The 21,810-nt window shown below is 63.6% G+C and carries 18 protein-coding genes; 6 read left to right on the forward strand and 12 right to left on the reverse strand.

The annotated features are described in order from the left end of the window. Window positions 1-78: 78 nt before the first annotated feature. The 11 genes from truD to cyoA form a co-directional block, all read right to left on the reverse strand. Window positions 79-1,095, reverse strand: coding sequence for a tRNA pseudouridine(13) synthase TruD (truD, locus tag OUZ30_RS11890; protein ID WP_266182525.1), 1,017 nt, complete (start codon window positions 1,093-1,095; stop codon window positions 79-81). 146 nt (window positions 1,096-1,241) lie between these two features. Continuing rightward, a complete protein-coding gene (gene ispF, locus OUZ30_RS11895) occupies window positions 1,242-1,715 on the reverse strand; it encodes a 2-C-methyl-D-erythritol 2,4-cyclodiphosphate synthase (protein WP_283256058.1) in 474 nt (157 codons plus the stop codon). Window positions 1,716-1,728: 13 nt separating this feature from the next. Beyond that, window positions 1,729-2,421, reverse strand: coding sequence for a 2-C-methyl-D-erythritol 4-phosphate cytidylyltransferase (gene ispD / locus OUZ30_RS11900; protein WP_266182527.1), 693 nt, complete (start codon window positions 2,419-2,421; stop codon window positions 1,729-1,731). A gap of 267 nt (window positions 2,422-2,688) precedes the next feature. Beyond that, window positions 2,689-3,015 (reverse strand): cell division protein FtsB, encoded by a 327-nt coding sequence (gene ftsB / locus OUZ30_RS11905; RefSeq protein ID WP_266182528.1) that lies wholly within the window; start codon window positions 3,013-3,015, stop codon window positions 2,689-2,691. A gap of 1 nt (window position 3,016) precedes the next feature. Then, window positions 3,017-4,330: a phosphopyruvate hydratase gene (gene eno / locus OUZ30_RS11910; protein WP_266182529.1), complete on the reverse strand. Its 1,314-nt coding sequence runs from the start codon at window positions 4,328-4,330 to the stop codon at window positions 3,017-3,019. A gap of 91 nt (window positions 4,331-4,421) precedes the next feature. Further along, window positions 4,422-5,255, reverse strand: a complete 834-nt coding sequence (kdsA, locus tag OUZ30_RS11915) for a 3-deoxy-8-phosphooctulonate synthase (protein WP_266182530.1) — start codon at window positions 5,253-5,255, stop codon at window positions 4,422-4,424. Then, on the reverse strand, window positions 5,252-6,922 hold the full coding sequence (pyrG, locus tag OUZ30_RS11920; protein WP_266182531.1) for a CTP synthase: 1,671 nt from the start codon (window positions 6,920-6,922) through the stop codon (window positions 5,252-5,254). Before pyrG ends, kdsA begins: the two co-directional genes overlap by 4 nt. A 247-nt stretch (window positions 6,923-7,169) precedes the next feature. Continuing rightward, window positions 7,170-7,547, reverse strand: a complete 378-nt coding sequence (gene cyoD, locus OUZ30_RS11925; protein WP_266182532.1) for a cytochrome o ubiquinol oxidase subunit IV — start codon at window positions 7,545-7,547, stop codon at window positions 7,170-7,172. After that, the gene (gene cyoC, locus OUZ30_RS11930; protein WP_266182533.1) at window positions 7,547-8,179 is read right to left on the reverse strand and encodes a cytochrome o ubiquinol oxidase subunit III; all 633 of its coding nucleotides are present in this window, start codon (window positions 8,177-8,179) and stop codon (window positions 7,547-7,549) included. Before cyoC ends, cyoD begins: the two co-directional genes overlap by 1 nt. 3 nt (window positions 8,180-8,182) lie before the next feature. Continuing rightward, window positions 8,183-10,204 carry a cytochrome o ubiquinol oxidase subunit I gene (gene cyoB, locus OUZ30_RS11935; protein WP_266182534.1) on the reverse strand — a complete coding sequence of 674 codons (2,022 nt, stop codon included), beginning with the start codon at window positions 10,202-10,204 and terminating at the stop codon, window positions 8,183-8,185. A 3-nt stretch (window positions 10,205-10,207) separates the two neighbouring features. Further along, a complete protein-coding gene (gene cyoA / locus OUZ30_RS11940; protein ID WP_266182535.1) occupies window positions 10,208-11,152 on the reverse strand; it encodes a ubiquinol oxidase subunit II in 945 nt (314 codons plus the stop codon). A 938-nt stretch (window positions 11,153-12,090) separates the two neighbouring features. Between cyoA and OUZ30_RS11945 the strand changes: the two genes are divergently transcribed. From OUZ30_RS11945 to OUZ30_RS11960, 4 genes are all read left to right on the forward strand, one after another. After that, the gene (locus OUZ30_RS11945; RefSeq protein ID WP_266182536.1) at window positions 12,091-13,890 is read left to right on the forward strand and encodes an aminopeptidase P family protein; all 1,800 of its coding nucleotides are present in this window, start codon (window positions 12,091-12,093) and stop codon (window positions 13,888-13,890) included. A 206-nt stretch (window positions 13,891-14,096) separates the two neighbouring features. Further along, window positions 14,097-15,986, forward strand: a complete 1,890-nt coding sequence (gene parE / locus OUZ30_RS11950) for a DNA topoisomerase IV subunit B (protein ID WP_266182537.1) — start codon at window positions 14,097-14,099, stop codon at window positions 15,984-15,986. A 208-nt stretch (window positions 15,987-16,194) separates the two neighbouring features. Continuing rightward, window positions 16,195-17,265: a PLP-dependent cysteine synthase family protein gene (locus OUZ30_RS11955; RefSeq protein WP_266182538.1), complete on the forward strand. Its 1,071-nt coding sequence runs from the start codon at window positions 16,195-16,197 to the stop codon at window positions 17,263-17,265. A 62-nt stretch (window positions 17,266-17,327) separates the two neighbouring features. After that, a complete protein-coding gene (locus OUZ30_RS11960; protein ID WP_266182539.1) occupies window positions 17,328-17,852 on the forward strand; it encodes a 3-hydroxyanthranilate 3,4-dioxygenase in 525 nt (174 codons plus the stop codon). 22 nt (window positions 17,853-17,874) lie between these two features. On the opposite strand, the gene OUZ30_RS11965 is transcribed toward OUZ30_RS11960, so the two are convergent. After that, window positions 17,875-18,426, reverse strand: a complete 552-nt coding sequence (locus tag OUZ30_RS11965) for an NUDIX hydrolase (RefSeq protein ID WP_266182540.1) — start codon at window positions 18,424-18,426, stop codon at window positions 17,875-17,877. A gap of 237 nt (window positions 18,427-18,663) precedes the next feature. On the opposite strand from OUZ30_RS11965, the gene OUZ30_RS11970 reads away from it, so the two are divergent. Together OUZ30_RS11970 and OUZ30_RS11975 are read left to right on the forward strand one after the other, a co-directional pair. Then, a complete protein-coding gene (locus OUZ30_RS11970; protein ID WP_266182541.1) occupies window positions 18,664-20,214 on the forward strand; it encodes an APC family permease in 1,551 nt (516 codons plus the stop codon). Window positions 20,215-20,309: 95 nt separating this feature from the next. Next, window positions 20,310-21,755 (forward strand): amino acid permease, encoded by a 1,446-nt coding sequence (locus OUZ30_RS11975; protein WP_266182542.1) that lies wholly within the window; start codon window positions 20,310-20,312, stop codon window positions 21,753-21,755. Window positions 21,756-21,810 lie beyond the last annotated feature (55 nt).

Here is a 21,810-nt window from a genome sequence, read left to right on the forward strand (position 1 = left end):
GGCTTGTTAGTCGGTTTGCGCGAGCACCCGCCCCTCACCTCGGTCCTCTCCCCGCAGGGGAGAGGAAGAAAACCAGCGCTAGACCGTATGCGCCAACTCACGCACCACCGTCGTCGCATAAGCACCCGCCGGCAGCTCGAAGCTCAGCTCCAGCGACTCAACGTCCAGCCAGCGCCAGGTCAGGCTTTGCGGAATCATCCGCAACGGCCGGCGCTCCTGATCCATCCTGGCGCCGACCAAGCCTTCGGCCAGATCCGCATGAGCAGCAGCAATGGCGTCTTCCAGCGCCCCAGCATCCGCCTTGGCCGGCGTTTCACCGCGACCCCAGAGTGGGCCCGAGGGATGGATGTCCCCGCGAGCGAGCCGCTCCGACAACGTGGCGTCGAAGGGTTCAGGGCCGAACCAGGAACGCGAACCGGCCAGCGACCAGATCTCGCCCTCCATGGGTGAATTCCACACGCCCTGCTCCACGCGCGCAGCCAACACCGCATTGAAGATATGCGAGCGCGCCGCCGACAGCAGGAACGAGCGCTTGTCGCGATCGACGCGACGCCCAGCGAACATGGCACGTGCTTGCGCCACGTTGCTGCCTTCGCGCCCGAAGCGCTGTTCGCCAAAGTAATTGGGCACGCCGCGCTGCGCGATCTGCTTCAACACTTGTTCGGCAACGGCGGCCTCGCCCTGCACCTGGCGTAGCACCAGCACGAAGCGATTGCCACGCAGCGCACCCCGCTTGAGCTTGCGCGAATGGCGAGTCGCTGCGAGCACCTTCACTTCGGCGTGCGGAAATGCCGACCAATCCGGGTCGGGGCGCCCCGGAAGCTGCACAGAGAACGTTTGACGGGTCACTGCGTGCCGATCCTTCAAGCCCGCGTAGCCCACATTCAACGGCGGTACCTCGGCGTAGCGTGCCAGCTCGCGCGCTACCCAATCGGTATTGGCGCCGCGCTTTTCGACCCATAGCAGGGCGTGCTCGCCTTCGCCGTCCGCGTCATAACCCAGGATTTCTTCTACCTGGAAGTCCTCGGGCTCGCTTCGCAGCACGGCGGTAAGTGGCGGGTTGCCATAGGCGTAGGGCAATTCAAGATCGGACATTTGACTCCGCCGGTGTCGCCGGCTGCAAGAAAACAGGATGCGGCAGCGCGACGGCGCCGACCAGAGGCATTACATCAGGGACGACGTGGCGAGACCGAGAAGGCAAAGCAAGGGCGCAGCGCCATGGACTACCCCAAGGGGCCAGCTCAGGCCAGGGTCAACAGCACGCAGGCTTGCGCCGCGATGCCTTCGCCACGCCCGGTAAAACCCAGCTTTTCGGTGGTGGTCGCCTTGATGCTGATACGCCCGATCTCGCAGCCAAGCTCGGCTGCCACGCATTCGCGCATGGCCTGGGCGTGCGGCCCGACCTTGGGCGCTTCGCAGATCACCGTGACATCGGCATTGCCCAGCGCATAGCCCTGCTCACGCATCAGCTTGGCCGCATGCTGCAGGAAGATCCGGCTGTTCGCGTTACGCCACTGCACCTGCGTGGGCGGAAAGTGCCGGCCGATATCGCCCAAGGCCAGCGCGCCAAAAATGGCATCGCACAACGCATGAATCACCACGTCACCATCGGAATGGGCGACCAGGCCGCGATCGTGCGGCACACGCACGCCGCCGAGCATGACGTGGTCACCCTCGCCAAAGGTGTGCACGTCGAAACCCTGGCCAATTCGCATCATGACGTGATCCTCATACGGTTCTTGGCAATAGGAACTCGGCCAGCGCGAAGTCCGCGGCCGTCGTCACCTTGACATTGTCCTCGGCGCCTTCGACCAGCAGCGGGGCATATCCTGCGCGCTCCATGGCCATGGCTTCGTCGCTTACGTTGACACCAGCCTGGGATGCGGCAAGCAGAGCCGCCGACAGCTCGCCGCGCCGAAACATCTGCGGCGTGAAAGCACGCCAGCGCTGATCGCGCGGCTCGGTGACCTGACTGCGTCCGTCGGCATTCGCGCGCTTGAGCGTATCGCGTAGCGGTGCGCCTAGCAGCCCGCCACCGGCCGGCACGGCCAGTTCGATCAGGCGACGGATATCGGCATCGCGTACGCATGGCCGCGCCGCATCATGCACCAGTACAAAGTGGTCGTCGGCGACATCGGCAGGCAGTGCGCGCAGGCCGGCCAACACCGAATCGTAACGTTCGGCGCCACCGAGGGTTGTCAGCACCGGCTTGCCATTGAGCTGATCGAGCCCAGGCCAGTGCGGGTCCTCGGCGCCAAGCACGATCATCAAACCCGCGATCAAGGGATGCGCGGACAGTCGCTGCAGCGTATGCAGGATCAACGCCTGGCCTGCCAACGGGAGATATTGCTTGGGAATATCGCCGCCGACGCGGGCGCCTCGCCCGGCCGCAGGCACGACACACCAAAAGAGCCGGCTCATGGCTTTTGTGTAGCCATCGTTGAGCCCGTGTGCCAGCCAGGGAGTGGCGCGTGGCGCAGCGCCTGACTGGCCGTCAGGTCAAGCCATGCGTCAGTTCCTGGCTGGCACACGGGCTCAACCCTTCGGGCCGAGGCTGATTGCCCACAGGCCAGCGTCATCACTCGGTCGTGTATCGACATACACTCCTTCCCTCTTCCTTGTCCTGCGGGCAATCAGCCTCGGCGCTGGCCACACAAAAGCCATGAGCCGGCTCTGAGGCCGCCATGCTCAGTGCCCGCCAGTGGATGTTGCTGAAGCGGGTGCCGCGTTGGCACCCGGCTTCTCGACGACCTGATAGAACGTCTCGCCCGGCTTGATCAGGCCCAACTCGGCGCGTGCGCGCGCCTCCACGGCCTGTTCACCGGTCTTCAGATCATTCACGTCGGCGCCCAGCGCCTGATTGCGCTGGGTCAGCTTGTCGTTGTCTTCGCCTTGCTTCTTCACCGCGGCGCGCAGGGTTTCCACCTCATGCACGCCGCCGTTGCTGCCGCTCCACAGTTTCATCTGCAGAGCGATCAGCAAGATCAGAAGGATCAGGGCGACCCAGCGCAGCATGTCAGCCCGGCAGAGTGGTCAGGTTGGGGAACGCATGGCGACCGGCATAGCGCGCGTCGGCACCCAGTGCTTCTTCGATACGCAGCAGCTGGTTGTACTTGGCTACGCGGTCGGTGCGGCACAGCGAACCCGTCTTGATCTGGGTCGCGGTAGTGGCCACGGCAATATCGGCGATGGTGGTGTCTTCCGTTTCGCCCGAACGATGGGAAATCACCGCCGAATACTTCGCGGCATCGGCCATCGCGATGGCTTCGAGTGTTTCCGACAGCGTACCAACCTGGTTCACCTTGATCAGGATCGAATTGGCGATGTGCTTCTCGATGCCTTCGCGGAAGATCGCCGGGTTGGTCACGAACAAATCGTCGCCGACGATCTGGATGCGATCGCCGATCTTGTCGGTGAGCAGCTTCCAGCCGTCCCAGTCGCCTTCGGCCATGCCGTCCTCGATGGTGACGATCGGATACTGCTTGGCCCAACTGGCCAGCAGATCGACGAATTCGGCCGAGCTGTACTGCTTGCCTTCGCCGGCCAGATCGTACTTGCCGTTCTTGTAGAACTCCGAGCTGGCGGCATCGAGGCCAAGCAGGATGTCGCTACCGATCTTGTAACCGGTCTTGTTGATCGCCTCGAGAATGGTGTCGAGCGCTTCGATATTGGAGCGCAGATCCGGCGCGAAACCGCCTTCGTCGCCCACCGCGGTGTTCAGGCCCTTGCCCTTGAGCACGCTTTTCAAGGCATGGAAGATTTCCGCACCGGCGCGCAGCGCCTCGGCGAACGTCGGCAGGCCGACCGGCAGCACCATGAACTCCTGCACGTCGACGTTGTTATCGGCATGCGCACCGCCGTTGATGATGTTCATCATCGGCACCGGCAGCGCGCCCGGCTTGCCGGTGGTGCCGTTGATGCTGGCCAGGTACTGCCACAGCGGCTGGCGATGTTGCGCAGCCACCGCGTGCGCGGCGGCCATGGAAACGCCGAGGATGGCGTTGGCGCCCAGCTTGCCCTTGTTCGGCGTGCCGTCCAGATTGATCAGCTTGGCGTCCAGACCGCCCTGGTTGGCCGCGTCGAAGCCCTTCAGCGCGCTGGCAATCGCGCCGTTGACGTTGCCGACCGCATGCTTCACGCCCTTGCCCAGGTAACGCGACTTGTCGCCGTCACGCAGTTCGACCGCTTCGCGCGAACCGGTGGACGCGCCGCTCGGCACCGCAGCGCGGCCAAAGCCGCCGCCAGCCAGGGTCACTTCTGCTTCGAGCGTGGGATTGCCGCGGGAATCGAGGATTTCACGGGCGTGGATGCGGGTGATTTCGGTGCTCATGGGGTCCGTAGCTGGTTGAGGTGACTGAAGCGGGGGAGAACATCCTGCCTGAACTGCGGGGGATTCGCTTCATTCGCCTCCCCCCGGTGGCTCAGAGCGTATGTTCGAGGAAGGTGTGGCGCTTGGTGACTTGGTCCAGTTCGAGCAAGGTCTCCAGTAGCGCTTCCATCTTATCGAGCGGCCAGGCGTTAGGGCCGTCGCTGAGTGCCTTGGCTGGATCGGGATGCGTCTCGGCAAACAAGCCGGCCACACCCACGGCCACGGCGGCACGCGCCAGCACGGGCACGAACTCGCGCTGGCCGCCCGAACTGGTGCCCTGCCCGCCCGGCAGCTGTACCGAATGGGTGGCGTCGAACACCACCGGGCAGCCCGTATCGCGCATGACGCTAAGCGAGCGCATGTCCGAAACAAGGTTGTTATAGCCGAAGCTCGCGCCGCGTTCGCAGACCATGATGTCGTCGTTACCGACGGCCTTGGCCTTCTCGACCACGTTCTTCATGTCCCACGGCGCGAGGAACTGGCCCTTCTTGATGTTCACCGGCTTGCCGGCGCGGGCCACGTTCTGGATGAAGTCGGTCTGGCGACACAGGAAAGCCGGCGTCTGCAGCACATCGACCACGGCCGCCACTTCGTTCATCGGCGTGTATTCGTGCACGTCGGTGAGCACGGGCAAGCCCAGCTGGCGCTTTACTTCGCCCAGGATCTTCAGGCCCGCTTCCATGCCGGGGCCGCGAAAGCTATTGCCGGAGGAGCGATTGGCCTTGTCGAAGCTGGATTTGAAGATGAAGTTGATACCGAGCTTGCCGGTGATTTCCTTCAGCTTGCCCGCGGTATCCAGTTGCAACTGCTCGGACTCGACCACGCAGGGACCGGCGATGAGGAACAGCGGCTGGTTCAAGCCGACCTCGAAACCACACAACTTCATGCGACCGACTCCTTGGCCAGGCGATCACCCTCGCGCACGGCCTTGAACTCGCGAGCGGCGTGTACAAAGCCGATAAACAGCGGGTGGCCATCGCGCGGCGTGGAAGTGAATTCCGGATGCGCCTGGCAGCCGAGGAACCACGGGTGCTTCTGCGGCGATAGCTCGACGATCTCCACCAGCAGGTCGTCCATCGACTTGCCGGAGATCACCAGGCCCAGATCCTCGAAGGTCTGGCGGTAGCGGTTGTTGAACTCGTAACGGTGACGATGACGCTCGCGCACCACGTCCTGGCCGTACAGTTCGCGCGCCAGCGTGCCGGACTTGAGGCGGCATTCCTGGGCACCCAGGCGCATGGTGCCGCCCAGATCCGAGCGCTCGCTGCGCTGCTCGACTTCGCCCGTGGCGGTGGTCCATTCGGTGATCAGTGCGATCACCGGATCGGGCGTATTGCGGTCGTTCTCGCTGGAATCGGCATCGGCGAGACCGGCCACGCTGCGGGCGAAATCCACCACCGCCGCATGCATGCCGTAGCAGATGCCGAAATACGGCACGCCGTGCTCGCGAGCGTAACGCGCTGCCAGGACCTTGCCCTCGAAGCCGCGCTTGCCGAAGCCGCCCGGCACGAGGATCGCGTCGGCGCCACCCAGCGCCTTGGCGGCGCCCTCGGCTTCGACCTGTTCGGAATCTACCCAGTTGAGATTGACCCGGGTGAGCTGCTTGATGCCACCGTGGCGCAACGCTTCGCCCAAGGACTTGTAGGCGTCCTTGTGCTCGACGTACTTGCCGACAATAGCGACGGTGATTTCGTCCTTCGGATGCTCGACCGCATCGACCGTGCGCTGCCAGCCGGACAGATCGGCCTTGCCGGCCTCGAGCCCCAGGCGCTTGACCACGATCTCGTCCAGGCCCTGCTTGTGCAGGTACAGCGGCTGCTTGTAGATGATGTCCACGTCGGCCGCGCTGATCACGGCGTTCTCGGGCACATTGGTGAACAGCGCGATCTTGCGGCGCTCGCTGTCGGGCAGCGGCTGTTCGCAACGGCACAGCAGGATGTCCGGCTGGATACCGATGGAGCGCAGTTCCTTCACCGAATGCTGGGTCGGCTTGGTTTTGATCTCGCCGGCCGCCTTGATGTACGGCACCAGGGTCAGATGCATGAACAGCACCTTCTCCGGGCCATGCTCGATACGCAGCTGACGAATCGCCTCGAGGAATGGCAGCGACTCGATGTCGCCGACGGTGCCGCCGATCTCCACCAGGGCCACGTCGAAGCCACGAGTGGCCTCGTGGATGCAGTGCTTGATCTCGTCGGTGATGTGCGGGATGACCTGCACAGTGGCGCCCAGGTAGTCGCCGCGACGCTCCTTGCGGATCACCGACTCGTAGATCTTGCCCGTGGTAATGGAATTCTTTCCGGCCAGGCGGGTATGGACGAAGCGCTCATAGTGGCCGAGATCCAGGTCGGTCTCGGCACCGTCGTCGGTCACATAGACCTCGCCGTGCTGGAAGGGACTCATGGTGCCGGGATCCACATTGATGTACGGATCCAGCTTCATCATGGTGACCGAAAGGCCACGCGCTTCCAGGATGGAAGCCAGCGACGCCGCGGCGATGCCCTTGCCAAGCGAGGACACCACACCGCCGGTGACGAAAATCAGGGGGGTCATGGGATGCAGCCGTGCTGGAAATCAGCATTTTAGAGGAAGAACGCTCTCGCCGCGAGTTCTTGAAACGATTGGCGGCGGATTTGTTCAACTTCAGGGGGGATCAAGCGGGGATGGGGGGATGGGTAGCGGGGGCGCACAAACGAACGCGGCGGCCAAACGGGCCGCCGCGCAATCGAGCTAAGAGAACTAAAGGTGCCGGAGGGTCGGCTCAGTGGTTGGGCATGCGCCCCACCCCCACCCCGCGCCATCACTCCACCGGCATCATCTGCGATGTCGGATGCATCATGTTCTCGTTCATGTTGTGCAGCACCCACAGCGAGCCGACCACCACGATGGCCAGGATCAGCAGGGTGAACAGCATGATGCTGAGGTTGCCGCGCTGCGACGGCGACGTGCCCATGTGCAGGAAGCACACCAGCTGCACCAGCAACTGGGCCACGCCAAAGGCCACGATGCCCGGCATCATCAGCTCATGCGGCACCAGGCCGCTCATCACGACGCCGAACGAAGCCAGGGTCAGCACCACCGACAGGGCAAAACCGATGACATAGGACTTGGTGCTGCCGTGGTCGGCGTGGGCGGCCTCGTGCTGGGTCGCGTCATGGGAATGGTGAGCGCCGGCCATCAGATGGCTCCCCGCAGGTAGACGAAGGTGAACACGCAGATCCAGACGATATCCAGGAAGTGCCAGAACAGGCTGAGGCAGGACAGGCGGCGACGGGTCGCGTCGGTGAGGCCGAAGCGGCGCATCTGGTCCATCATCACCACCAGCCAGATCAGGCCGCAGGTCACGTGCAGGCCGTGGGTGCCGACCAGAGTGAAGTAGGACGAGAGGAAGGCGCTGCGACTCGGACCTGCCCCTTCATGGATCAGGTGGGCGAATTCGTAGACCTCCATGGCAATGAAGCCGGCGCCGAACAGGAAGGTCACCGCCAGCCACGCGATCACCTTATTGCGCCGGCCGGCATGCATATTGAGCATGGCCATGCCGAAGGTGACGCTGCTGATGAGCAGCAGCATGGTCTCGCCCAGCACGTAGGGCAGCTCAAACAGCTCCTTGCCGCTCGGGCCGCCAGCCGTGGCATTGGCCAGCACGATGAAGGTGGCGAACAGCGCCGAGAAGATCAGGCAGTCGCTCATCAGGTAGATCCAGAACCCCAGCAGGGTCTTGGATCCGTCGTCGTGATGGTGCACGTCCCCGCCGTGGGAGACGTCCTCGAAGGCGCCGTGGGTGGCGCTTAGTGCGGTACTGCTCATCGGTTAAGCCACCTTCTGGCGCGAGGGTGCCACCGGCACGACCTGCGTGGTGTGGAGCTGCTGCAGCTTCGCCAGGCGCGAACGCTCCAGCTTCTCGACCTCGGCCGCCGGCACCCAGTAATCGACATCCTGGTCGTAAGCGCGGGCAATGAAGGAACCGATCATGCCCAGCAGGCCTACCGCCGCCAGCCACCAGATGTGCCAGACCAGGGCGAAACCCAGGACCGTACCGAATGCGCCCATCACTACACCGATGCCGGTGTTGCGGGGCATATGAATGTCTTCGTACTTGGCAGGCTGCACGTAAGCGACTCCGTTTTGTTTGTCTTCCCAGAACTGGTCCAGCTCGGCTATCCGCGGTACCAGGGCGAAGTTGTAGAAAGGTGCTGGCGAGCTGATCGACCATTCCAGGGTGCGGCCACCCCACGGGTCGCCGCTGGGATCGGTGAGCTTGTTGCGGTCACGCACGCTGACGTAGAGCTGCAGCACGGTGAAGAAGATGCCCATCGCGATGATCACGGCACCGACCAGGGCCACCACCAGATAGGGCTGCCAGTCGGGGTTGGCGTAATGGTTCATGCGGCGCGTCATGCCCTTGAGGCCAAGGATGTACAGCGGCACGAAGGCCACGTAGAAGCCGACCAGCCAGCACCAGAACGAGGCCTTGCCCCAACGCTCATTGAGGCGGAAGCCGAACGCCTTCGGGAACCAGTAGTTGATCGCGGCCATGCTGCCGAACACCACGCCGCCGATGATCACGTTATGGAAGTGCGCAATCAGGAAGACGCTGTTGTGCAGCACGAAGTCCGCGCCCGGCACCGCCATCAGCACGCCGGTGACGCCGCCGACCACGAAGGTGATCATGAAGCCGATCGTCCACAGCATCGGCACGGAAAGCTCGACGCGACCGCGGTACATGGTGAACAGCCAGTTGAACAGCTTCACGCCGGTGGGCACCGAGATGATCATCGTCATGATGCCGAAGAAGGCATTGACGTTCGCACCCGAGCCCATGGTGAAGAAGTGGTGCAGCCACACCAGGAACGACAGCACGCCGATCGCCGCGGTGGCATAGACCATCGAGGTGTAGCCGAACAACGGCTTCTTCGAGAAGGTGGCGACGATTTCCGAGTACGCGCCAAAGCAAGGCAGCACCAGGATGTAGACCTCGGGGTGACCCCAGATCCAGATCAGGTTCACGTACATCATGGCGTTGCCGCCAAGCGTGTTGGTGAAGAAGTGCATGTCCAGGTAACGGTCGGCCGTCAGCAATGCCAAGGTCACCGTCAGAATCGGGAACGCCGCCACGATCAGGATGTTGGTAATCAGCGCCGTCCAGGTAAACACGGGCATCTTCATCATGCTCATGCCAGGGGCACGCATCTTCATGATGGTCACGATGAAGTTGATGCCGCTCAGCGTGGTACCCAGGCCCGATAGCTGCAGCGCCCAGATGTAATAGTCCACGCCGACCGTTGGACTGTATTCGAGGCCCGACAGCGGCGGGTAAGCCAGCCAGCCGGTCGCCGCGAAATCGCCGACGAACATCGAGACCATCACCAGCACCATGCCGGACATGAACAGCCAGAAGCTCAGCGAATTCAGGAACGGATAGGCGACGTCGCGCGCACCGATCTGCAGCGGCACCACCAGGTTCATCAGGCCGGTGATCAGCGGCATGGCCACGAAGAAGATCATGATCACGCCGTGCGCGGTGAAGATCTGGTCGTAGTGGTGCGGCGGCAGGTAGCCGGCCGAATCGGCCGAGGCCATGGCCTGCTGCGCGCGCATCATGATGGCGTCGGCGAAGCCGCGCAGCAGCATGACCAGGGCCACGATGATGTACATCACGCCGATCTTCTTGTGGTCCACGGTGGTGAACCACTCGGACCACAGGTAGCCCCACATGCGCATGCGCGTGAGCAGGACCAGCAGCGCCAGACCGCCGAGCAGCACCACGGCGAGCGTGCCCATGATGATCGGCTCTTGGAACGGGATCGCCTCTAGGGTGAGCTTTCCAAACATGGCTTACTTCTCTGCCTTTGCCGCGGTGATGGGCGAGGACATCGCGTCCCCGTCCGCGTGGTGATCCATGTCCATCGACATGGCCTCGTGCGACATGCCTTCGTGCGACATGCCGCCCATGTACTTGTTGAGGATGTTTCCAAACAGGCCCGGCGTGACGCTGCCGTAGTAGGCCACCGGCACCTTCATGCTCTTCTGCGCCAGTGCCTGGTAGGTCTCGTCGTTGAGCACGACCGGCGTGGCCTTGGCCTTGGCGATCCAGTCCTTGAAGCCGTCCTGCGAGGTGGCGATGGCCTGGAAGTGCATGTCCGAGAAGCCTTCGCCGCTGTAATTGGACGACAAGCCCGCATAGTTGCCCGGCTCACGCGCGATCAGGTGCAGCTTCGTCTCCATGCCGGCCATGGCGTAGACCTGGCTGCCAAGCTGCGGGATGAAGAACGCGTTCATCACCGAATCGGAGGTGAGCTGGAAATTCAACGGCACGTCGGTCGGGAACGCGATCTCGTTGACCGTGGCAATGCCGTAGTCTGGGTAGACGAACAGCCACTTCCAGTCCAGCGCCACCACCTGGATCGTCACCGGCTTGGCGGTTGACTCCAACGGCTTGTACGGATCGAGCGTGTGCGACGTCTGCCAGGTGATCACGGCGAGGATCGCCACGATGATGGCGGGAATCGTCCACACCACCACCTCAATCCTGGTCGAGTGCGCCCAGGTCGGCGCATACGTGGCTTGCTTGTTGGATGCGCGGTAGCGCCAGGCAAACCACAGCGTCATCGCGATCACTGGAATCGCGACGATGGCCATCAGGCCGAGCGCGATCAGGATGAGGGACTTCTCATGGGCTCCGATATCGCCCTTCGGATTGAGAACTTCCATGTTGCAGCCGCTTAGGAACACGGCGGCGCCAACGCTTGCGTAGCGCAAGCGCGAGAGAAGAGCATGCATTTTCACGGACAACCTACGGGGGGTACGGCGTGGGGACGGGCGGCATCCTAGCGACTTGCATGCCGATTTGGTCGCGCTTGAGACAGAATGTCGCAGTGGTAAATTCTTGCGCATTGCACTGCGGCGACTTGACACGCAAATGCAATAGCCAGCACCTCCTTTTGCGCGGAAATGAAGCTCCCTCAAAATCTCTTCATCGCGCGCCCCTGCCCCTTCTCCCCCCAAGGGGGAAGGCTGGGATGAGGGGTGGGTGCTTGCGATGGCGCATCTATTAGCGTTATCGCCAGCTTGCCGCTTACGCAGCGGGCGTTCCGAACCGCTGCCGCGGTCCGGGTCAGTTTTCTTTTGCTGGCCCAAAAGAAAAGTAACCCAAAGAAAATGGCCTAAAGAACTAGAGCTCATAGCATGGCGAGAGATACGAGCCTGACCGGCGTGGCCAGCCTAATGAGTGGCGGCCCACGGCCTACACACCGCGGCTACACCGCAACGCGCCATGGCGCAGAGGGCTTAAAGCGTGGGTGGTGCGGTGGCCATCTGCGCACCCGGATACCGCAAACGTCACGACCCTCGGCCGACCCGGCCTTAAGTCCTCGCCGCTTTGGCGCGTTGCGGGGTAGCCGCTGTGTCTCGCCTTGGGTCACCAGCTATTTGCTCGCGCTAACCTTCCAACGCTTCTATCCCACGGAGTGCTACCAGCTCTTAAGGCCGTTTTCTTTGGGTTACTTTTCTTTTGGGCCAGCAAAAGAAAAGTGACTCGAGCGCCGGCAGGCGATCGAAACGCCCGCTGCGCAAGCGGCACGCTGGCGGAGAGACTCGGTTGTCGCGTGATCGCGAGCACCCGCCCCTCATCCCAACCTTCTCCCCACAGGGGAGAAGGAGCCGCAGCGTCCACCGCGACGCCAAGCAGACACGATGCGATGCCCTGCTAACATGCCGCGATGGACCAGACCACGCCCGTCAAACTGGCCGCCCTGCGGCAATCCATGCAGCAACACAAGGTCGCTGCCTGCCTTATCCCGAGCGCCGATCCCCACCTATCGGAATACCTGCCCGATCACTGGCAGGCGCGTGCCTGGTTGTCCGGCTTCACCGGATCGGCCGGTACCCTGGTGGTCACCGCGACGCATGCGGGGCTATGGACGGATTCGCGCTACTTCGCCCAGGCCACCCAGCAGTTGGCCGGCAGCGGCATCGACCTGATGAAGCAGCGCATTGCACATGCGCCGGAACACCTGGAATGGCTGCAGCAGAACCTGCAAGCGGGCCAGACGCTTGCTGTCGCCGGCGACAGCATCTCGCTGGCTACCGCCCGGCAAGTTGAACATCGGCTCGAGAGCATCGGCGCCGGGCTGCGCACGGACCTGGACCTACCGGGACTGATCTGGAGCGACCGCCCCGGCCTGCCTCTTGATGCCATCGTCGAACACCCGGCCCGCTACGCCATCCTGTCACGCGCCGACAAGCTCGGGCGCTTGCGCACGGCGATGCGCAAGCTGGAAGCCTCCCACCATCTGCTATCGAGCCTGGACGACATTGCCTGGCTAACCAACCTGCGCGGCAGCGATGTCGAATGCAATCCGGTCTTTCTTGCCCATCTGCTGGTGCAGGCCGAAGGGCACGCCACGCTGTTCGTGGACCGGGGCAAGCTAAGCGACGCCCTGGTAGTCGCCCTGGCGGCTGACGGTATCCGCATCGCCGACTATGCGACGGTTATCGACGCCCTCGCCGAGCTGGAGCCGAAGGACCGCCTTCTATTCGACGCCGGCCGCGTCGTGGTTGCGGTTGCTGGCGCGCTCACGTCGGCGGTGCGCACCATCGAGGCAGCCAACCCCACCACCCTGTTCAAGGCGCGCAAGAGTGAGCCCGAGCTGGACCATGTGCGCGACGCGATGCGTCGTGACGGTGCGGCGCTGGTGCGCGCTTTCCGTCGCCTCGAAGAGCGTCTCACCGCAGGCATGACGCAGACCGAGCTGGATGTGGACACGCTGCTGCGCGAAGAACGCTCGGCGCAGCCGGATTTTGTTGGCGAAAGTTTCGCCACCATCGCCGGCTACCAGGCCAACGGTGCCCTGCCGCATTACCGCGCCACGCCCGAGCAGCACTGCACGCTAAAAGCACAGGGGTTGTTGCTGGTCGACTCCGGCGGCCAATACCAGGGCGGCACCACCGACATCACCCGCGTGCTGGCCCTCGGCGAAACCACCGCCGAGCAACGCCGCGATGCCACCCTGGTGATGAAAGGCATGATCGCGCTCAGCCGCACCCGTTTCCCCAAGGGCGCCAGCGGCCCGCAGCTCGACGCTTTGGCTCGCGCCCCGCTATGGGCCAGTGGCATGGACTACGGTCATGGCACCGGCCACGGCGTGGGCTACTTCCTCAATGTGCACGAAGGGCCGCAGGGTATTCGCCCACCGGTTTCAGGGGCTGCCCTGGTGGCGCTGGAGCCCGGCATGATCACGTCGATCGAGCCCGGCCTGTACAAGCCCGGCCGGCACGGCATCCGCCACGAAAACCTCGCCGTGGTGGTCGAAGCCGACAAGACCGAGTTCGGCGAGTTCTATGCCTTCGAAACGTTGACCCTATGCCCGTTTGACCGCCGTGCGCTGGAACCCGGCCTGCTCAACCCCGAGGAACGCGCCTGGCTGGACGACTATCACGCCACCGTGCGGGGAGCCCTGGCGCCGTTGCTGGAGGAAGCCGACCTGGCCTGGCTCGAACGCCACTGCGCTCCCCTTTGATCGATGGCAATCCCCGGTAGGAGCGCACCCAGTGCGCGACCGCCGAGGCAAGTCGTCACCGCCGCGCCGGGTTCTCTTGAGGGATAGGGTTTTCGCGCACTGGGTGCGCTCCTGCACACACAGGAGAGGGGTGCTCCGGGAAACCCTTGACCTCCCGCCCCCCGGCAACCCATCCTCCCCTGTCTAACCCCGCCGAACCTTCCCGCATGAGCAGTCGCTACAACGCCGCCGACATTGAAGTCCTCTCTGGCCTTGACCCAGTCAAGCGCCGCCCCGGCATGTATACGGACACCAGCCGCCCGAACCATCTGGCGCAGGAGGTCATCGACAACTCGGTGGACGAGGCCATCGCCGGCCATGCGAAGTCGCTCGACGTGATCCTGTATAGCGACGGCTCGGTCGAAGTGACCGACGACGGCCGCGGCATGCCGGTGGATATCCATCCCGAGGAAGGCATCCCGGGTGTCGAGCTGATCCTTACCCGCCTGCATGCAGGCGGCAAGTTCTCCGGCAAAAACTACAACTTCTCAGGTGGTCTGCACGGCGTGGGCGTGTCAGTGGTGAACGCGCTGTCGAGCCGCGTGGAAGTCACCATTCGCCGCGACGGCAACGAATACCGCATGGCCTTCGAACACGGCGACCGCGTCAGCGATCTCGAGATCATCGGCACGGTGCCGAAAAAGAAGACCGGCACCACGGTGCGCTTCTGGGCCGACCCGAAGTACTTCGACTCGCCGAAGATCCTGCTCTCCAAGCTGCGCCACCTGCTGCGCGCCAAGGCCGTGCTGTGTGCGGGCCTCAGCGTCAAGCTCACCGACGAAGCCAGTACGGAAGTCAACGAGTGGTATTACGAGGATGGCTTGCGCGACTACCTGCGCGACGAACTCGACGGCGCCGAAGCGATTCCCGCCGAACTTTTCGTGCACCACGTGCAGCGCGAGGCCGATGGTCTCGACGTGGCGCTTGCCTGGCTGCCGGAAGGCGAGCTGGTGCAGGAGAGCTACGTCAACCTGATTCCCACCGCCCAGGGCGGCACCCATGTGAACGGCCTGCGTTCCGGCCTCACCAATGCCATCCGCGAATTCTGCGATATCCGCAACCTGCTCCCGCGCGGCGTGAAGCTGGCGCCGGAAGACGTATGGGAGCGCCTCGCCTTTGTGCTCTCGACCAAGCTGCAGGACCCACAGTTCGCCGGCCAGACCAAGGAGCGACTGTCGTCGCGCCAGGCCGCCGGCATGGTCGAAGGCGTGATCCACGACGCCTTCAGCCTGTGGCTCAACCAGCACGTCGAACTGGGCGAACGCATCGCGCAGCTCGCCATCGAGCGCGCCAGCGCACGCCTGAAGGCGGCCAAGCAGGTCATCCGCAAGAAGATCACCCAGGGCCCGGCCCTGCCCGGCAAGCTGGCCGATTGCACCGCCACCGACCTCAGCCGTACCGAGCTGTTCCTGGTGGAAGGTGATTCCGCCGGCGGCAGCGCCAAGCAGGCGCGCGACAAGGAGTTCCAGGCCATCCTGCCGCTGCGCGGCAAGATCCTCAATACTTGGGAAGTCGAGTCCGGCTCGGTGTTGGCGTCCGAAGAAGTGCATAACCTCGCCGTGGCCATCGGTTGCGATCCGGGCAAGGACGACCTCAGCGGCTTGCGCTACGGCAAGGTCATCATCCTGGCCGACGCGGATTCCGACGGCCTGCATATCGCCACCCTGCTCAGTGCGCTGTTCCTGCGTCACTTCCCCACCCTGGTACGCGAAGGCCACGTCTTCGTGGCGATGCCGCCGCTGTTCCGCGTCGACGTGGGCAAGCAGGTGTTCTACTGCCTGGACGAAAACGAAAAGAACGCGATGCTCGAACGCATCCAGCGCGAAAAGATGAAGGGACAGGTCAGCACCACCCGCTTCAAGGGCTTGGGTGAGATGAATCCGTCGCAGCTGCGCGAATCGACCATTCACCCCGATACGCGCCGCCTGGTGCAGCTCACGGTCGATGGTGACGACGGCACCATCAAGCTGATGGACATGCTGCTGGCCAAGAAGCGCGCCAGTGATCGCAAGGCCTGGCTGGAGGAAAAGGGCGACCTGGCCACGCTGGAAGTCTAAGGCTTCTAGCGCCCTCTCCCCTCCGGGGAGAGGGCTGGGGTGAGGGGTCAGTCTTGCGACCACACCGGTTCAGAGCCGGCTCTTTTACAGCGCCATCGCGAGCACCCGCCCCTCACCTCAATCCTCTTCCCGCAGGGGAGAGGAAATAGAAGCGCCGCCTCTGATCCACATCAAGGCCTGGCATCGACGTGAGTGCCATCCTGGTCCGATGCATGCCGCATGGACCCGCCGCGCGATCCAAATCCTGGAGGCCGAAGCCCATCGCTCGGCCGACACCCATCTCATTCGCCTGGACCTGCCCGCCTTTCCCGGTATCCCCCTGTATTTGAAAGACGAGTCGGTCCACCCCACCGGCAGTCTCAAGCATCGCTTGGCCCGCTCGCTGTTCCTCTACGCCATCTGCAACGGTTGGCTGGATGCGGACCGCCCGGTGATCGAAGCGTCCAGCGGCAGCACCGCCATCTCCGAAGCCTATTTCGCGCGCCTGCTCGGCCTGCCGTTTTTTGCGGTGATGCCGCGCAGCACCTCGCGCGACAAGGTCGCCCAGATCGAATTTTTTGGCGGCCATTGCCATTTTATCGACGGCACCGATGTCTACCGCGCCCCGCAGATGCTGGCAGCGGAACTGGGCGGCCACTACATGGACCAATTCACCAATGCCGAGCGAGCCACCGACTGGCGCGGCAACAACAATATCGCCGAATCGATCTTCCGCCAGCTGCAAGGCGAGCCCGACACGGAGCCACGCTGGATCGTGGTCCCCGCCGGTACCGGCGGCACCTCGGCCACCATCGGGCGCTATCTACGCTATCGCTCGGCGCATCACGCGCCGACGCGTCTCGCCGTGGTCGATCCGGAGTTCTCGGTGTTCTACGACTATTACGTGAGCAGGAACGCGAGTCTGCAGCTGACGCGGGGTACCCGCATCGAGGGCATTGGCCGCCCGCGGGTCGAGCCGTCCTTTCTGCCCGGCGTGATCGATTGCATGCTGCATGTACCGGATGCGGCTTCGATAGCCGCACTGCGTGTGCTGGAGCAACTGCTTGGCCGCCGCTGCGGCGGTTCTACCGGCACCAGCCTGGTGGGCGCCTTGCTGCTGATGACCGAGCTCAAGGCCGGTGGCGAGCACGGCCCGGTGGTCACGCTAATATGCGACGGTGGCGACCGCTATCGCGACACCTACTACAACGAGGACTGGATCCGCGCCGAAGGTCTGGACGTCCCGACCCAGTTGGCCCGCCTGCTGTCCATCGTGCACGAAGGCCGCTGGATCGACTAGCCATCTTTCCCCGTAACCGGTTACCGCACTATCTTGTTGCCACTCTACCGCCGGAACGCCCCATGTCCCTGCTGCCTCCCATCGACCTGAAGCGCTGGATCGACGAACATCGGCACCTGCTCAAGCCGCCGGTGGGCAACAAGTGCATCGTCGATGGCGACTTCATCGTGATGATCGTCGGTGGACCCAACTCGCGCACCGACTATCACTACGAAGAAGGTCCCGAGTTCTTCTACCAGCTCGAGGGCGAGATGGTGCTGAAAGTGCAGGATGAGGGCGTGTTGCGTGACATCCCGATCCGGGCCGGCGAAATGTTCTACCTGCCGCCTTGCGTGCCGCACTCGCCGCAACGCATGCCCAACTCGATTGGCCTGGTGATCGAACGCCAGCGCCTGGCCGGCGAGAAGGACGGCCTGATGTGGTTCTGCGAACGCTGCAACCACAAGCTGTACGAGGAATACTTCACGCTGGACAGCATCGAGCACGATTTCCCACCGGTATTCGAGCGCTTTTATCGCTCGATCGAGTCGCGCACGTGCGTGGAATGCGGGCATCTGAACCCGGCTCCCGCGCGGTACTCCGACTGAGACCCCACTCAGCTGGATCGACTCACCCGCGCAGCATCCATTTGCGCGCCATACGACGCAACGAGGCGTCGCTGGCGGGATCGTCGGCAATCTCCCCGACCGAGCGCCAGGTCAGCGCATTCGATTCTTCGCTGAGCACGAACTGCTCATTCGCTCCAGCGCGAACCACGTAGCGCACGTCGTAGTGCCAGTGTTCCGGCTCATCGCCGCGTGCGGGAATGCGGTGTCGGTCGAGATCGAACGGTTCCCGCAGCACGCTCAGATCGTCGAGCCCGGACTCTTCCTCCGCCTCGCGCAATGCGACACGGGCCAGATCGGTATCACCATCGGCATGCCCGCCCAACTGCAGCCAGCGGCCCAGCTTGCGGTGATGCGTGAGCAACACACGCTCTCCGTCCGCACTGACCAACCAGGCCGAGCCGGTGAAATGAGCATCCAAGCATCCCCTCTCAAAAGCGTGCGGGCGGGTCGTGAGCAGCTCAACAAAATGCCGCGTGTCCTGTTCTCCCGGCCACTGCCGACCGTAATGTTGAAACTGCGCAAGTAGCACGCTCATGTGATGCCCCAGGACCATGCGGCGCCGCACCCTAGCATGCGGCGGCCTGACATTATTTCAGACATTCCCCAGAGCACGCGTGGACGATCGCCAGCGCCCTACAGGCGCGCCCGGTCCTGCCCGCAGTGCAACTTGTACGCCCACACCCCGCTGGGCTATGGTTCTCCGTCGTTGCCAGGGTAGCGACGAGCCAACCGTGACATCTGGCACGGTTATATGCGGTAAAGAACGAAAACAAGGCTGTAGGGGAGAGATATGCTGAAAAACCTGTTCGCGACGCATCCGATTCAGGCGTCGCCACACGTCGACGCGGGCGAGTTGCCCCACGACAGCCTGCAAGGCGAAGCCAGCCTCAAGCGCGTATTGACCGCTCGCCACTTGATCATGCTAGGCATTGGCGCGGTGATCGGCGCCGGTATCTTCGTCATCACCGGCCAGGCTGCTGCGGAACACGCCGGCCCGGCCCTGGTCATCAGCTTTATCGTCGCGGGTATTGCCTGCGCCTTCGCCGGCCTCTGCTACGCCGAGTTTGCCGCGATGATTCCGGTCTCCGGCAGCGCTTACGCCTATTCCTATGCCACGCTGGGCGAGATCGTCGCCTGGTTCATTGGCTGGAACCTCGTTCTCGAGTACCTGTTCGCTGTCGCCACGGTGGCGGCGGGCTGGTCGGGCTATTTCAACGAATGCCTGTCCATTCTCAGTCACTGGACCGGCCTGTCGTTGTCGCTGCCCCCAAGCCTGGCGTCCGCGCCGCTGGCGTTCATGGATAGCAGCCAGATCAACCACCTGATGGCCGGCCAACAGATCCTGGCCAAGTTCTCCGAGCATTTCTACCTGGTCAGCACCAACACCATCATCAACCTGCCGGCCATCCTCATCGTGACCGCGCTGACGATGCTGTGCTATCGCGGCATCACCCAGTCGACGTTCGTCAACTCGATCATCGTGGCGATCAAGGTGGTGGTGATCCTGCTGTTCCTGGTATTCGCGTTCCGCTACATCGATCCGGCCAATTGGCATCCGTTCATTCCGCCGGCGGAAGGTCCGGGCCGTTTCGGCACCAGCGGCATCTTCCGCGCTGCTGTGCTGGTGTTCTTCTCCTACGTAGGCTTCGACGCGGTGTCGACGGCAGCCGGCGAGGCGAAGAACCCGCAGCGCGACATGCCGATCGGCATCCTGGGCTCGTTGTTCATCTGCACCTTGCTGTATATCGCGATGGCGCTGACCCTGACCGGCATCGCCCCGTATCGCATCCTGGGCACGCCGGAGCCGGTGGCCACGGCGCTGAGCATCCATCCGGAGCTCAACTGGCTGAAGGCGATCGTCTCGTTCGGCGCGCTGGCTGGCCTCAGCTCGGTGATCCTGGTGATGCTGCTGGGCACCTCGCGCATCTTCTTCAGCATGGCGAAGGACGGCCTGCTGCCGCCGACCATCTCGCGGGTGCATGCCAAGCACCGCACGCCGCACGTCGCCACCATCATCGCCGGCCTCGCCGCTATCGTGCTCGCCGGCCTGTTCCCGGTAAGCATTCTGGGCGAACTGGTCTCCATGGGTACGCTGCTGGCCTTCACCACGGTTTGCCTCGGCGTGCTGATCCTGCGCTACACCCGACCGGACCTGCCGCGCTCGTTCCGTGTTCCCGGCATCTGGGTGGTTAGCGTGCTTGGCTCGCTGATCTGCCTGTATCTGTTCTGGCAGTCGTTCCAGGCCAACTGGCCGCTGATGCTGGGCTGGACCACGGTCGGCATGCTGATTTATTTCGGCTACGGCTACGCCCATAGCAAGCTGCGCAAGCAGAACTCCTGATTCGACACGAAGGGCCGGCCTAGTGCCGGCCCTCTCGTTTTGACCGATGGCGGCATGCCGCCCCCACGACCAACGCTTCACCAGGTTGTTGCCCCATGCTCAAGCAGTTATTCGCCCGTAAAACCGACTTCTCTGACGCCGACGATTCGCATGGGCCCGCGCTTCGCCGCACGCTCGGCCCATGGGGTGTGACCGCGCTGGGCATCGGCGCGGTGATCGGCACCGGTATCTTCGTCGTCACCGGCCAGGCCGCGGCCGAGCACGCCGGCCCCGCTGTGCTGATCTCGTTCATGCTGGCGGCGATCTGCAGCGGCTTCACGGCGCTGTGCTACGCCGAGTTCGCCACGCTGATCCCGATCTCCGGCAGCTCCTACTCCTACGCCTATGCCACCCTTGGCGAGATGGTGGCCTGGTTCATCGGCTGGAACATGGTGCTCGAATACGGCATCTCGGCCTCCGCCGTGGCGGCCAGCTGGACGGGGTATTTCACCAGCCTGCTGGACAATATCGGCATCCATCTGCCGATAGCCCTTACCGAAGCACCGCTGGCGTATACCAATGGGCATCTCGTCACCACTGGGCACCTGATCAACCTGCCTGCCGTGGCGATCGTGGCGGCGCTTACCTGGCTTTGCTATGTCGGCATTCGCGAGTCGTCCGGCCTCAATGTGCTGATGGTGGCACTCAAGGTCGGCCTGATCATCGTGGTGGTGGTGGCTGGCTACCGTTACGTCGATCCGGCCAACTGGCACCCGTTTATCCCCGCGGCCGAGGGGACTGGCAAATACGGCTGGTCCGGCATCATGCGCGGCGCCGCCATGGTGTTCTTCGCATATATCGGCTTCGAAGCCACTTCCACCGCGGCCCAGGAGTGCAAGAACCCACAAAAGGACTTGCCGTTCGGCACCCTGGTGTCCCTGGTGATCTGTACCGTGCTCTATCTGGCCATGGCTGCCGTTTTGACTGGGCTTATCTCTTACACACAGCTGGGCACCAGCGAGCCGGTGGTCACCGCGATCCGCGTGCACCCTGAACTCGGTTGGCTGCGCTGGATCGTGGAGATTGGCGCGCTGATCGGCCTGTCGTCGGTGATCCTGGTGATGATCATCGCGCAGCCGCGCATTTTCATGGTCATGTCGCGTGACGGCCTGTTGCCGCCGGTGTTCGGTCGCATCCACCCCCGTCATCGCACGCCGCACATCAACACGCTGATCACCGGCACCGGCATTGCCCTTCTCGCGGCGATCTTTCCGCTGGACCTGCTGGCTGATCTCACCTCGATGGGCACGCTGATCGCGTTCGTGGCGGTCTGCTCCGGCGTACTGATCCTTCGCTACACGGCGCCGCATTTGCCGCGCGGATTCCGTGTGCCCTGGGCCTGGGTCATCTGCCCGGCCGGCGTGCTCAGTTGCCTCGCACTGCTGTACTTCATGGACTGGTTCAACTGGGTCTTGATGATTGCCTGGACCGTCGGCGGACTGGTGATCTATTTCGGCTACGGCATCCGCCACAGCCGGCTACGCGCCCAGCTGAATAAGTGACCACGGCGAATTGCCCGCCAACGGCGGGCAATTCCTTCGAACGTCAGGGAACAGG

Origin of the sequence: Dyella humicola (assembly GCF_026283945.1) — a bacterium.
GTDB classification, from domain to species: domain Bacteria; phylum Pseudomonadota; class Gammaproteobacteria; order Xanthomonadales; family Rhodanobacteraceae; genus Dyella; species Dyella humicola.